This window comes from Niastella soli (assembly GCF_017742245.1).
Taxonomy (GTDB): Bacteria; Bacteroidota; Bacteroidia; order Chitinophagales; family Chitinophagaceae; genus Niastella; species Niastella soli.
Genome location: NZ_JAGHKO010000011.1, coordinates 786,071 through 800,321 on the forward strand (window position 1 = coordinate 786,071; position 14,251 = coordinate 800,321).

The window sequence follows — 14,251 nt, forward strand, 5'->3', positions numbered from 1 at the left end:
TTAGTTGCAAAAATCTTTCCGATGCCATGGTGCGTTTTTTGAAGTGATAGGTAAATTATAAGCTTGATCTATGATAAAAAGAGATGGTGCGTTGCCAAGTTTATGGCAACAGACGGTAAATCCGCTTGATATTAGCAATACGGCCCCGGATACAAAATATGATGTGATCATTGTTGGCGCTGGTATTACGGGCATTAGCCTGGCGCATCGGTTACAAAGTGCCGGGTTGCAGTGTCTGGTGCTGGAAGCACATAGTTGTTGTTTTGGTACAACGGGCGGCACAACTGCCCATCTTAATACCTTGCTGGATACGCCCTATACCACCATCATCAAAAACTTTGGCGAGGAAAATGCCAAACTCGTAGCGCAAGGTGTAAAGGAAGCGGTGCATAATATTGAAAAGAACATTGAGAAATACCAGATAGCCTGTGGGTTTGAAAGAACGGCGGCTTACCTGTTTGCACAGGACGACGATCAGCAAAAGGAACTACAAGACATTGTGGAATCCTGCGAAAAAGTGAGCGTGCCGGTGCATTACACCAATACTATTCCGGTAAACATTCCTTTTATAAAAGCCATCGAGATCCCTTCTCAGGCAAAGTTCAGTCCGGTTAAATACGTATACGAGCTGGCAAAGGCATTTATCGATGCAGGTGGCCAGCTTATAGAGCAAACGGCGGTTGTCACTCATGCCCATCGAACAGATGAGGTGACCAGTGAGGAGATCATAGAAGTGCAAACGGATACTGATCTTACCTATGTGACAAATGCATTGGTGTATGCCACCCACATTCCGCCGGGTGTAAATGTGTTGCATTTACGTTGTGCGCCCTACCGGTCATATGCAATGGCAGTAAAGCTGCCGCTTGATAACTATCCTGCTGAGTTGTGTTATGATATGGTTGACCCTTATCATTATTACAGAACACAGGTGATAGATGGTGAGCCCTATTTTATAGCCGGTGGGGAAGATCATAAAACAGGGCATGAAGAAAACACGACAGCTTGTTTTAACCGCCTGGAGGCCCATGTAAGAAAGTATTTCAATGTAGAAAGTATTACACATAAATGGAGTTCGCAGTATTATGAACCGGCCGATGGGCTGCCATATATTGGCGAACTGCCAGGCGCCCGGCCAAACGTGTTTGTGGCCACTGGTTATGGCGGCAATGGCATGGTGTACAGTCAGGTCGCTACTATCCTGCTATCAGACCTTATATTAACAGGCGCCAGCGCTTATAAAGACGTGTTTGATCCTAACAGGGTAAAACCAGTAGCGGGCTTTGCCAATTTTATAAAGGAGAATGCCGATGTGGTAAAGAACCTGGTGAGTGGGCTGGTAACACGCGACCAGTTGGAGTCCTTGTCTGATCTGGCGCATGGTGATGGTAAGGTAGTTGTGTTTGATAAACATAAAATAGCGCTCTATAAAGATCCGGAAGGCAATCTGCATGTGCTTAACCCCACTTGCACGCATTTAAAATGCGGGGTGACGTGGAATGCGGCTGAACTCTCGTGGGACTGTCCCTGTCATGGCGCGCGGTATTCCATTGATGGCGATGTATTGAATGGTCCTGCGAATATGGACTTAAAAAAGATTGACTTAAAGGAAGATTAATGCTTACCACCTATATCTCTATTGGCCCTGCGCCCATAAAAGATGGCCAATGTACTTTTACTGTTTGGGCGCCTGCGTGTAGCTCTGTAAAGGTGATTGTAAAGACATCACCTGACCATCCCTGGCCAATGGAAAAAGGGGAGGGCGGTTACTGGACGGTTACCATTGATCAGGTAACACCGGGGATGGAATACTGGTATCAATTAGATGATAATTTGCTTCGGCCCGATCCTGCATCGCACTGGCAGCCAACAGGCGTGCACGGCGCTTCCGCAGTGCCTGATACTTCATTTAACTGGACTGACACCGATTGGCAGGGCATAGAGCTCGTTGATATGATCTTGTATGAATTACATACCGGCGTCTTTACAGAAGCCGGCAATTTTCTGGGTGTCATCTCCAAATTAGATCACCTGCAAACGCTGGGAATAACCGCTATTGAATTGATGCCCATTGCCCAGTTCCCCGGCCATCATAACTGGGGTTATGATGGCGTTTTTCCCTTTGCAATTCATAATGAATATGGCACGGCAGCCCATTTAAAAGAGCTGGTAAATGCGGCTCATCAACGGGGCATCGCTGTTATACTCGACGTGGTCTATAACCATGCCGGCCCCGAAGGGAATTATCTGCCCGACTTCGGCCCTTACTTTACGGATAAATACAAACTGTTTTGGGGTGGGGCCGTAAATTTCGACGGCGCTGGGTGTGATGGCGTTCGGAATTTTTTTATTCAGAACGCGCTGATGTGGCTCAATGAATTTCATATAGATGGACTTCGGGTCGATGCGGTACATGCCATCTTCGACAGCAGTGCGCTGCATTTTATGGAAGAGCTGACCGCGCAGGTAAGGTTACTGGAACAACGCGTACAAAGAAGAAAGATCCTGATAGCCGAATTTGACCTGAACAATCCGCGTTATATAACCCCGGTTGCACAGGGTGGTTATGGCATGGATGCGCAATGGGTAGATGAGTTTCACCATGCACTGCATTCGCTTATTACCGGTGAGCAAACCGGGTATTATGAAGATTTTGGTACCATGGAAGACCTGGCGCGTTCCCTGCAGGATTCTTATGTATATACCGGACAATACTCCAAACATCGCAACAGGCATTTTGGTAGGGTGCCTGCCAATACAGCATACAATCAATTTATAGCATTTGTACAGAATCACGACCAGGTGGGTAATCGCCTGTTGGGTGACCGGCTAACGGCCACCCTTTCACCCGAAGCGCTGAAACTGGCGGCCGCCACGCTGATGTTATCACCCCATGTGCCCTTGTTGTTTATGGGGGAGGAGTATGGCGAAAAAAATCCCTTCCTGTACTTTACCAGTCATTCAGATGAAGAATTGATAGCAACCTTATGCGAAGGCCGGCGAAAAGAATTTGCAGTATTTAATTGGGAAGGAGAAGTGCCCAATCCGCAGGAGGAGGCTATTTTCAATCAATCTAAGATAAGCTGGCGTATTGATGAAGTGCCGGGGTTGTTCAGGTTCTATAAATACCTGATCGCTTTACGAAAGAACCGACCGGCCCTGCATAATTTCCGGCGCGGGAATGCGGTGCGAAACATTCGCATCCAAAACAGGGTATTGCAATTTGAACGGCATGGCAATGAAGATGTACTGATCATTTATTTAAATCTTGGAAAAGACCCGGAGCACATCCAATTTGAACATGCCCGTACTAAAGTATTCGATTCTTCCGATGTGGAATGGTATGGTCCCGGCAGCCTGGCGCCCGCTGTTGTACAGCCGGAACAACCCTTCTTAATAAATCCGTTCTCTGCAATTGTTTTCGAATTACCAAAGGTTGAAGAATAAATAATAAAGTGAATGGTTTATGAGAATACCTGTATCAACTTACCGGTTACAGTTGAATGCCTCATTTAATTTCAGTCATGTAGAAGCACTTATCTCTTATTTGCATGAATTGGGTATTTCCACCATTTATGCCAGCCCGTTCTTTACAGCGCCAGCTGGCAGCCTGCATGGTTATGATGTTGCAGATCCTTATACGTTGAACAGTGAAATCGGGACCATTGATCAGTTGCAGCGTATTAATGAAGCGTTACATCAAAAAGACATGACCTGGTTACAGGATGTGGTGCCCAATCACATGGTGTTTGCCATGAGCAACCACCGGCTGGCCGATGTGCTGGAACGGGGGCCGCATTCCCCTTATTATAACTGGTTCGATATCGACTGGCAGCATCCCGATCCCATGCTTACCGGAAAGGTACTGACACCCTTCCTGGGAAAATCGCTGTCAGAATGCCTGCAACAACAGGAAATTAAAATAACGCTCAATCAAACAGGTTTTGTAATAAAATACGGTGAGCAAACCTATCCCTTGTCAACCAGTGCTTATGAGGCCTTATTGGCTTTGTTGCCGCAGGAAACTGCTACGCAGCTGATAATACAATTGCAAAAGGAAGCCATGCAGGATTGGCCATTGCTTTCGTGGCGCGAAATAAAGACTTCCCTGGTAAATGCATTTATGGCCAATGCCCAGGGGGTGACGGAGGTGTACAAACTACTGGACATAATAAACAACGATGCCCGTGTATTACAAAACCTGTTACAGCAACAATATTACCAGCTTTGTTACTGGAAAAATGCCAACCAGGTTATTAATTATCGCCGGTTCTTTGCCGTGAACGAACTGATCTCCGTGAACATGGCCAATGAACTGGTTTTTTATGAATACCACCAGTTGTTGCACAATCTGTATCGGCAAAAAGACGTGCATGGGTTGCGGATTGACCATATAGATGGACTGGAAGCGCCGCTTGAATATCTAAACCGGCTGCGCCAGCTCTTTGGTAATGATTGTTATGTGGTGGTAGAAAAAATATTGGAACAACAGGAGCAACTTCCAGGAAACTGGTCCGTGCAGGGCACCACCGGTTATGAGTTTACTGCACAGATCAGTTGGTTGTTGACCGATATAACGGGCGCCCGCCAGTTGAAAACTTATTATCAAACCCTTTTTCCGAAGACGCCGGATTACAAGACCATCATTTTCGAAAAGAAACGGAACTTTCTGGAGACCTATATGGTAGGGGAATGGGATAACCTGGTGCGGCGTTTATATACGTTGCAACTGGTTCCCGAAACGGTAAAATCGGAGGATACCAAACAGGCGCTGGCACTGTTTATGTGCTGTTTGCCGGTGTACCGGTTGTATCCCGGTGAAGAACCTCCCAATGGCCAGGCACCCGAAATTATCAACGACACTTTTAAAGAAGCCATGGCAAGGGGCCCGGAATGGAAGGATGCCTTGCGATCATTGCAAACCATCTTTACCATCGATGAAAACGATAAAAGCGTGAACCTGCGCCGCCTGGAGTTTCAAAAACGGTTGATGCAGTTTACCGGTCCGCTCATGGCCAAAGGCGTGGAGGATACAACCTTTTACGTGTACAATGCCCTGTTAGGACATAATGAAGTAGGGGACGCCCCCGACAGAGATGAATATACAGTGGCCGACTTTCACCAATGGATGCGGCAACGACAACAACAATTCCCTTTTTCATTAAATACCACTTCTACTCATGATACCAAACGCGGCGAGGATGGTCGCTTGCGCGTGAATGCGCTCACGTGGTTTGTGCCCGAATGGCAACAGGTAAATGAGCAATGGCGATTGATCAATGCTTCGTGTAAAGAAAGCTGTGACGGGCATTCGCTGCCCGGGAGTGAGGATGAATATTTTATTTATCAATCCCTCCTTGCCGGTTTTCCTGCTGATGAGCGGGTCACCCCCGAATATCTTGACCGGTTGAAGGCTTATTATATAAAATCGATCCGCGAAGCAAAGTTGTTTACCAACTGGCAGACACCCGATATCCGGTATGAAGAAGCAGGGTGCCGGTTCATAGAAAAGATGCTGTCAACACAGCATAATTTTCTAAAAAGCTTTCTGCCATTTTTTAGAAAGATAGTCACCACCACTCAAGTTTTGTCATTAACACAAACACTGGTGAAGATCACGGCACCGGGCGTGCCGGATATTTACCAGGGCAGTGAAGGCTGGAATACCAGTTATGTAGACCCGGATAACCGGCAGCCGGTTGATTTTGACATATTTAAACAATATGTAATAGCCTTAAAAGAAGAGGAACGGAAGGGCTGGACAGCTGTATTAAAGTTGGTGAAGGATAAAAGAGGTGAAGGAGGGGAGAAATTTTATGTTACCTGGAAGGCCCTGCAATGCCGGCGCGACATGGCGGCCGTTTTTTTGCATGGCGACTATATACCCTTGTATACTACCAGTAATTGTGGAATTATTGCCTATGCAAGGCGCTATAAAAATGAATGGGTACTGATAATAGCACCGGTTGCTATCAATGAAGCCCTTACCAATTGCTCTATTACCCTGCCAAACGACGCCCCGGTACAATGGAAAAATATCTTTACCGGTGAAATGGTCGAAACAACAGGCGAATTACCAATACATACCCTATTCAACAATTTCCCGGTTTTATTGCTCACCGGAGAAGTTAAATAATTACTTATTATGATTGCGGAAAAAAAATTAGGGACGATGCCGTCAGGCATTTATCCGGGAAAGGCGTTTCCGTTGGGATCAACGTACGATGGGAAAGGTGTTAATTTTGCTATTTACAGCGAACATGCAGAGGAAGTAGAATTATGCCTGTTCGAAGACCTGGACAGTAAAACAGAATTTGTAAAAATAAAGCTCAAGGAACGGGAACACCACGTATGGCATATCTATGTGGCCGATCTGAAACCCGGGCAATTATATGGTTACCGCGTACACGGGCTGTATGACCCCGATGATGGCAAACGTTTTAATTCCAATAAATTATTGCTCGATCCCTATGCCAAGGCGCTCTCAGGCCTCATAGACTGGCACGACAGTGTGTTTAGTTATAAGATGGGCCAGGATGACCTGAGCCTTAATGGTATGGATAGCGCGCCTTATATGCCGCGCTCGGTCGTAATAGACACGCAATTCGATTGGGAGAATGTACAGCCGCCCAAGATCCCGTACGACCAGTCGGTGATATATGAAGTGCATGTAAAAGAGTTTACCAAACTACATCCCGATGTTCCCGAAGAATTGCGCGGCACCTATTCCGGGTTGGCGCATCCGGCAACAATAAATTATTTTAAAAGCCTCGGAATAACCGCCATTGAGCTGATGCCCGTACATCATTTTGTAGCCGACCGCCACCTGGTTGAAAAAGGGTTGACCAATTTCTGGGGGTATAACACCATCGGCTTTTTTGCACCGGATGTACGCTATGCTTCCAGTGGTGTAAAAGGCGAACAGGTCACCGAATTTAAAAACATGGTGAAGGAACTGCATAAAGCAGGAATTGAAGTGATCCTCGATGTGGTATATAACCATACGGCCGAAGGAAACCACATGGGCCCTACGCTGTCGTTCAAGGGCATCGATAATGAGGCATACTACCGCCTTACGGAAGATAAGCGGTTTTATATGGATTATACCGGTACCGGCAATACGCTTAATGCCAATTTGCCAGGGGTGCTGCGACTGATCATGGACAGCTTACGGTATTGGATCACAGATATGCAGGTAGATGGGTTCCGGTTCGATCTGGCCGCCACACTTGCCCGTGAGTTACACGATGTGAACCGCCTGAGCGCTTTCTTTGATATTATTTATCAGGACCCACTCATTTCACAGGTGAAGTTAATAGCCGAACCCTGGGATGTGGGCGAAGGCGGTTACCAGGTAGGGAAGTTTCCACCCGGCTGGGTTGAATGGAATGGTAAGTACCGCGACTGTATGCGTGACTACTGGCGTGGTGGCGATAGCATGCTGACCGAATTTGCCGAACGTTTCACCGGAAGTGCCGATCTGTATCAAAGCGATTACCGGTTTCCTACCGCCAGCGTGAATTTTATTACCGCCCATGATGGTTTTACCCTCAATGACCTGGTATCCTATAATGAAAAGCACAATGAAGCCAATGGAGAAGACAATAAGGATGGTGATAATAGTAACCACAGCTGGAATTGTGGGGTAGAAGGGCCAACGGAAGAGAAGGGAATAACCGACCTGCGCGAACGGCAAAAACGCAACCTGCTCACCACCTTGCTGCTGTCACAAGGCGTGCCCATGATCTTAAGTGGCGATGAAATAAGCCGTACCAAGAACGGGAACAATAATACCTATTGCCAGGATAATGAAATTTCCTGGATCGATTGGAAAAAAGCCGATACCGGATTACTGGAATTTACCCGGCAGTTGATCCACTGGCGCCGGAATCATCCGGTGTTTTGCCGCCGTCGGTGGTTCAGGGGGCATTTGATAAAAGAGATCAATTTAAAAGATATCGAGTGGTTCCTGCCCGATGGTAAAGAGGTAAAAGATGATATGTATCAAACCGGGGTGGCGCGCTCACTGGCCACTTATCTGAACGGGGCCGATCTGGATATGATCAGTGCCATGGGCGAAAAGATCACCGATGATAATTTTTATGTGATCTTTAATAGCACGGCAGACCCGGTTCAATTTAAATTGCCACCGGCTAATTATGCCGAAAGCTGGAAGGAAGTGATCAATACGGTAAAAGATACGGTAAATGCGGATGGTACAACCTATAATTCGGGTGATACGGTTACGGCTGAAGGCCGCTCGGTTATTTTATTGCATAATCCCACTAGCTAGTGGCTGCCTTAAAATACAATTATTGGTAAGTTGGCTTATCGGTCGTGAATCCCGTCTTCACCGATGCGTTCCCCTTTTCTTGCTTTGTTAGCTACTATTATGATAAAAACAATTACCGCTAAAACCACCAATATCCCAACAAAAAACATCTCAATCATACATCTAGGTTTTGATAATTATTCAATCTTCAGCTTGTAAATAGCATAGGGTGCGATACGTTTATTTACGCCTTCATTGTATTCCGGTTGCTTTTGGATCTGTGAACAGCTGATGTACAACCAGCCATCTTTCGAAATGGAATAACTGTCTGGCCAGATAAGGTTGGCATCTACGGTCACTGTTTCCATTTTAAGGTCGGGGGTAATACGCAGGATAGCATATTTACGCATGTCGCCTATGTACAGGTTACCTTTCTGGTCAAAGATCATTCCGTCGGTGGGGGCAAAATGGCCAAGGTCTTCTACCTGGCTGCCCAATTGGGCGCTGTTCATGGTTTCATTACGCAGGTATTCGGTGCGAATACGATAAAGCTTGTCATCAGTAAGTGGTTTATAATACAGCCATTCGCCATCGGGCGTTAATGCAATGCCATCTGAATTGATCTTTACCGGCTGTCCGTTCTTCACTAATTCCCGCCCGTCGATAATGAATGTGAAATTGGGATCGCTTTTGGTAGAGTAGTGTTCCTGCAACACCTGTCGCATGTTGCCGGTAGCCAGGTTTACCACCACAATACCGCCTTCGCTGCTATTGGTGAGGTAGGCAAACTGATGTTGGTCATCTATCTGCACGTTTTTAATATGGCTGGTGGCAGCTGTCATTCCATCAAATGAATAAGTCTTTTCAGTGGTGTTGTTGTTCAAGTTTATTTTTACCAGTTTATGGCTGTTAGCGTAATCGGTCACTGCCCATAGATTGTTCACCTCATCGGCAAACAGGGCCTGTGCAAGAAAATGCTTGTCATGCACTTCCGGGGCCCAGTTGTAATTGGTGAACAAACGACCATCGGTCGAAATGGCCACCCCGGTCAATTGAAATGTATCGTCTGTGATCACGGTTGTCAATTGCGGCTTTTCCGGTTCACAGGGGAATTTATTGCAGGCGGTAATGCCAATTGTGTAACAAATAATGAATAAGCTTGAACGGATCATAAAGCAGTTTTAATAATTTATACAGAAAGTTCAGTGTTCTTTTGCATGTAATAATCCATGCGTTAATGCCTTCCATTGCAGGTTGGCCAGCCCCAGCTGGGCGCCGATGTAAATAAACCAGTTCCGGATACGGGTAAACAGATTCTGACTCTTGAGATTGCTGTGTTCATTCCTGCCAAAGACCGCCGCCATAATGGTCAATTGTTTACGAAAGATCACAAAGGTTGAAGTGGCGGGATAGTCAAAAAAATGGGTAGGTCCCATGTTGCTGGTTAAAGGATTAGCGCACGTTCTTACGGTAATAAAGGTCAACTGTTGTTCCACGCCTGATTTTTCACCTGACTGTAATACCTGCACCCAGTCACCACCATCTGCATCGGGATTGCCAGGTCCCGGGATATTGATGCGCAGATAATCGTTTTTTTGAACTGGCCGGTTTATCGCATTACCCGCAGCATCAAATAATTGAAAACTGGCAGTGGCTTTCCCGGCATACTCATTCCATCGGTTCACATTTACCAGTCGTGCCGCAGCAGTGTAGTAACATTCTTTGGCATGTGTAGGGTTTCGGCACTCGATGTTGCTGTGTGTAAATGAAGACCGACCGGTTTGCTGTGCCGGTACTACTTCAATAAGCCAGGGGTCTTTCATTGCCTCTTTGTTACGCATTGTAATGTCATCTGTAGTTTGATTGCTTTATCAATACCATTGCCATTGCGATGCCACTGGAAACAGAACTTAACCTTCAGGATACTAATGTTGAAATGAAAGGAGAAATCAGAGCGTGAACAATTTATTTGCAAACGGTTGTAGCGCCGTTGTATTGACAAGATAACAAAATACATTAAGGAAAAAAAATATTCAGACTGTATCGCAACGTTCTGTAACTTTATAAGGGCATAATTTTTTGTGTTATTCCAATCTCCTCAACAGCCTCTTTTATAGCAGACATACATAATGGTAAAATAATAACCGGGCTTGGCTGTGTTCACCGTCTCCTGAGGGGTGGATTATTGTGTTATAAATATAAACATCAAAAATGAAAATTGAAGCGTATGGAAGAGATAGTATCAATAGAATTTGAGTATAAACAAAAAACATATTTCGCATTGGCCCGCATAAAAGAAAAGGGCGATCATAATGAATACCATATTACCGTCATGAATGGTGCACTGGAACAAAAATTATACGGTAATCATGTTTTTTTGGAGGAAGCGGGTTGGATCTCAATAAGTCCGCTTCCGGAAAACAGGACCGGTCAGTTAAGGCTTGCGGTGGGCCTGGCTTTGTGCAAACACTTTAACAAACCGCATCATTTAGAAGTGAAAACAGTGCACTAAAAAGAACAGTCCCGGCAGTAACGCCGGGACTGTTTTATTAATGTAGAAACCGTGTCACGGTTGGGATTAAAGTAATTAAATAGTAGGCATGCCGCCTGTTACCTGTACAGTAGCGCCCGACATATAACTCGCTTCCTCGGAGGCAAGGAAGTGTGTTTAGCTATTAGTCGGAGATTGCCCATTGCCTTTCCCTGGCATATGCTTTGCCGCGATATAAGTACTCCTGCCAATTGCAGTTTGTTATATAAAGCTCACGAATTGTATAAGGACCCGGCAGGAAGCGGGGAAATTAATTCTTTCTAATACATCTTTTCTGTCGGGTATTTTTTTACTCAAATAAATTATTATGGATACGAACAATGGGTATACACTGATAACCGGCGGTACAAGCGGTATCGGTTTTGAGTTAGCGAAAATATTTGCATACAATGGTCATGACCTGATAATAGTAGCCCGTAACGAAAATGGACTCGAACGTGCGTACAAAGAATTTACGCTGATAGGTGTTGATGTGGTTACTATCTCAAAAGACCTGTTCATCAAAGAAAGCCCTTTTGAAGTATACAACGAAGTGAAGGAAAGAGGGCTGCCGGTTGACATCCTGGTGAACAACGCGGGTCAGGGACAATATGGTGAATTTGCTGAAACAAATATTTACCGAGAGCTGGATATTATACAATTGAATATTTGCTCCCTGATGGTGCTTACAAAATTATTCCTGCGCGAAATGCTGCAGAAAGGAAATGGTAAGATCCTGAACCTGTCTTCCATTGCCAGTAAAACACCCGGTCCATTACAGTCAGTCTATCATGGTACCAAAGCATTTGTACAATCATTCACCGAAGCTGTTCGCAATGAAGTGAAGGATACCGGAGTAACGTTAACAGCCTTGCTGCCCGGCGTCACCGATACCGATTTCTTCAATAAAGCACAAATGCAGGAATCTAGAATTGTAACGGAAGGAGTACTCGATGATCCGGTAAAGGTAGCCAAAGATGGCTATGATGCCTTGATGCGCGGTGATGATATGGTAATATCGGGTTTCAGGAATAAAATGACTGTGACCTTGAGTAATATATTACCGGATCATGTAGCCGCTGAAAACATACATAAAAGACAAGCGCCCGTAAATAAAAAGAAATAACGTTATTACTCGCCGTTTGCCACTTACAATATCGTTGATGCGTACTTTATAGTTAAAGGGAAAGAATACAAATGTGTTAAAGTAGTATTAGATCCCTGGAGTGAATAGTTGTCATACAAGGTGCTATGCTTGTATTTAAAGAGAAAAGTTGCTTACACGACAGGCGCAGAGGTGCTTGCATCAGGAGGCTCGAATTTGCGCACTGTAAGTAGGCAACTTTCCTTTTATAGTATTACCGGTTGATCATTTTTTGCATTTGCTCAGGATATCTTGCACCATGCACTTCAATTTTGGCCAGTGCTTCATTTATCTTTTTAAGATCACCGGCACTAAGCGTAATAGCCGCAGCCCCCGTGTTCTCTTCCAAACGATTCAATTTTGTTGTACCTGGAATAGGAGCCATCCAGGGTTTTTGCGACAGCAACCACGCCAATGCAATTTGTGCATTAGTGGCATTCAGCCCCTTTGCAATTTGACCCAATACATCTACCAGTCCCTGGTTTGCTTTGCGGTTCTCCTCAGTAAAGCGGGGAACTACATTCCGGAAATCGTTTTCCGCGAATGTGGTTTGTGAATCGATCGCACCAGTTAAAAAACCTTTACCTAAAGGACTGTAAGGCACAAATCCAATCCCCAGTTCTTCCAGGGTAGGCAGAATTTCCTGTTCAGGTTCGCGCCACCAAAGTGAATATTCGCTTTGCAAAGCTGCAAGCGGCTGCACGGCATGTGCCCGGCGAATAGAGGAGGCACCCGCTTCCGACATCCCAAAGTGTTTTACCTTTCCCTCTTTGATCAGCTCCTTTACCGTGCCTGCCACCTCTTCTATGGGCACATTGGGATCTATGCGGTGCTGATACAACAGATCGATCACATCTGTTTTTAATCGCTTTAATGCGGCTTCTGTATAAGCACGAATAGTTTCCGGCCGGCTGTCTGGCCCTGATGTTGGTTTGCCCTCTTTGAACCCAAATTTGGTGGCTATCACTACCTCATTGCGGAACGGTTGCAACGCTTCGCCCAGTAATTCTTCATTTTCATAAGGTCCATATGCCTCGGCCGTATCGAAAAAGGTAACGCCCAGTTCATAAGCTTTTCTGATCAGTTTAATAGCGGCCTGTTTTTCCATGGCGGGGCCATAAGCATAACTAAGACCCATACAACCCAGACCCAGGGCGGATACTTCCAACCCGCTTTTACCTAATATTCTTTTCTGCATATCTTTTGTTTGTTTAATTGTTTTTGATGAAGCAAAGGTCTCACCATTGAAGCGCTGTTTTGGTATACAGATTACTGGTTTATATACCATTATTCCTGATACCGGGTGGCCGGCTGGCACCTTTCGGATAAAGTGGTAATTTTGTGCCTGTTAAATTATAATTATATGGATGTTACGAGGCGATTTGAGACGGTTAGTGAGTATAACGCATTCAATAACAATGAAACATTGCATCCGCTGGTGAGTGTGGTCGACCTGTCAAAGGCCGATCCGCGACAGGGTGCTTCCACCTACTTTGGTTTTTACACCATCTTTATCAAAGACATAAAGTGTGGCGACATGCGCTACGGTCGCCATAAGTATGATTACCAGGAAGGTACCCTGGTTTTCTTTGGGCCCGGGCAGATTGCCGGCGTTGACAGTAATGGCGCAACGTTTCAGCCTAAAGGACATGTGCTGATCTTTCATGCTGATTTTCTCCATGGCACTTCATTGGGCAAACATATCCAGGACTACACCTTCTTTGGTTATCAGGCCAACGAAGCGCTGCATTTATCGGAACGGGAAAGAAAGGTGATCCTCGACAGTTTTGCCAAAATTCAATACGAACTGGAACAGGCTGTTGACAAGCACAGTAAAAACCTGATTGTTTCCAACATAGAATTGTTATTGAATTATTGTGTTCGGTTTTACGACCGGCAGTTTATTACCCGCGATACGGCACACAAAGGATTTCTGGAGAAGTTTGAGGAGTTGTTGAACGGGTATTTTAAAACCGACAAACCACACACCATTGGCCTTCCATCCGTTGCCTGGTGTGCAGGTGAATTGAATTTATCGCCAAACTATTTTGGCGACCTCATAAAAAAGGAAACCGGTAAATCGGCGCAGGAGTATGTACAGGAAAAATTGATCACTATCGCCAAGGAAAAGATCTTCGATATTGATAAATCAATAAGTGATATCGCCTACGAGTTAGGCTTTAAATACCCGCAGCATTTTACCCGCCTGTTCAAACAGAAAACCGGCCTGTCGCCCAACGAGTACCGGTTACAGAATTGAATTGATTTTATACCAATGGTTATAAAAAGGGATTTGCGTTCAGGT

Annotated in this window: 10 protein-coding genes; 7 read left to right on the plus strand and 3 right to left on the minus strand. The window is 45.3% G+C overall.

The features are described from left to right. Positions 1-70 precede the first annotated feature (70 nt). From J7I42_RS28985 to glgX, 4 genes are read left to right on the plus strand one after another with little or no spacing between them, the layout of a single operon-like run. A complete protein-coding gene (locus J7I42_RS28985; RefSeq protein WP_209142839.1) occupies positions 71-1,618 on the plus strand; it encodes an FAD-dependent oxidoreductase in 1,548 nt (515 codons plus the stop codon). Then, positions 1,618-3,447, plus strand: a complete 1,830-nt coding sequence (treZ, locus tag J7I42_RS28990) for a malto-oligosyltrehalose trehalohydrolase (RefSeq protein WP_209142841.1) — start codon at positions 1,618-1,620, stop codon at positions 3,445-3,447. The genes J7I42_RS28985 and treZ overlap by 1 nt, the downstream gene beginning before the upstream one ends. Positions 3,448-3,466: 19 nt before the next feature. Then, positions 3,467-6,136 carry a malto-oligosyltrehalose synthase gene (treY, locus tag J7I42_RS28995; RefSeq protein ID WP_209142843.1) on the plus strand — a complete coding sequence of 890 codons (2,670 nt, stop codon included), beginning with the start codon at positions 3,467-3,469 and terminating at the stop codon, positions 6,134-6,136. Between the two features lie 9 nt (positions 6,137-6,145). After that, a complete protein-coding gene (glgX, locus tag J7I42_RS29000; protein WP_236065600.1) occupies positions 6,146-8,293 on the plus strand; it encodes a glycogen debranching protein GlgX in 2,148 nt (715 codons plus the stop codon). 176 nt (positions 8,294-8,469) lie between these two features. Here glgX and J7I42_RS29005 read toward each other — a convergent pair whose 3' ends face one another. Both J7I42_RS29005 and J7I42_RS29010 read right to left on the minus strand, forming a co-directional pair. Further along, positions 8,470-9,444 (minus strand): L-dopachrome tautomerase-related protein, encoded by a 975-nt coding sequence (locus J7I42_RS29005; RefSeq protein ID WP_209142845.1) that lies wholly within the window; start codon positions 9,442-9,444, stop codon positions 8,470-8,472. A 30-nt stretch (positions 9,445-9,474) separates the two neighbouring features. Then, the gene (locus tag J7I42_RS29010) at positions 9,475-10,095 is read right to left on the minus strand and encodes a hypothetical protein (RefSeq protein ID WP_209142847.1); all 621 of its coding nucleotides are present in this window, start codon (positions 10,093-10,095) and stop codon (positions 9,475-9,477) included. A 404-nt stretch (positions 10,096-10,499) separates the two neighbouring features. Here J7I42_RS29010 and J7I42_RS29015 point away from each other — a divergent pair, with 404 nt between their 5' ends. Further along, positions 10,500-10,784: a hypothetical protein gene (locus J7I42_RS29015; protein WP_209142849.1), complete on the plus strand. Its 285-nt coding sequence runs from the start codon at positions 10,500-10,502 to the stop codon at positions 10,782-10,784. 346 nt (positions 10,785-11,130) lie between these two features. After that, a complete protein-coding gene (locus J7I42_RS29020; RefSeq protein WP_209142851.1) occupies positions 11,131-11,928 on the plus strand; it encodes an SDR family NAD(P)-dependent oxidoreductase in 798 nt (265 codons plus the stop codon). Between the two features lie 232 nt (positions 11,929-12,160). On the opposite strand, the gene J7I42_RS29025 is transcribed toward J7I42_RS29020, so the two are convergent. Next, the gene (locus tag J7I42_RS29025; RefSeq protein ID WP_209142853.1) at positions 12,161-13,144 is read right to left on the minus strand and encodes an aldo/keto reductase; all 984 of its coding nucleotides are present in this window, start codon (positions 13,142-13,144) and stop codon (positions 12,161-12,163) included. Positions 13,145-13,309: 165 nt separating this feature from the next. On the opposite strand from J7I42_RS29025, the gene J7I42_RS29030 reads away from it, so the two are divergent. Beyond that, positions 13,310-14,206 (plus strand): helix-turn-helix domain-containing protein, encoded by an 897-nt coding sequence (locus J7I42_RS29030; protein ID WP_209142855.1) that lies wholly within the window; start codon positions 13,310-13,312, stop codon positions 14,204-14,206. The last annotated feature ends 45 nt before the right edge of the window (positions 14,207-14,251 follow it).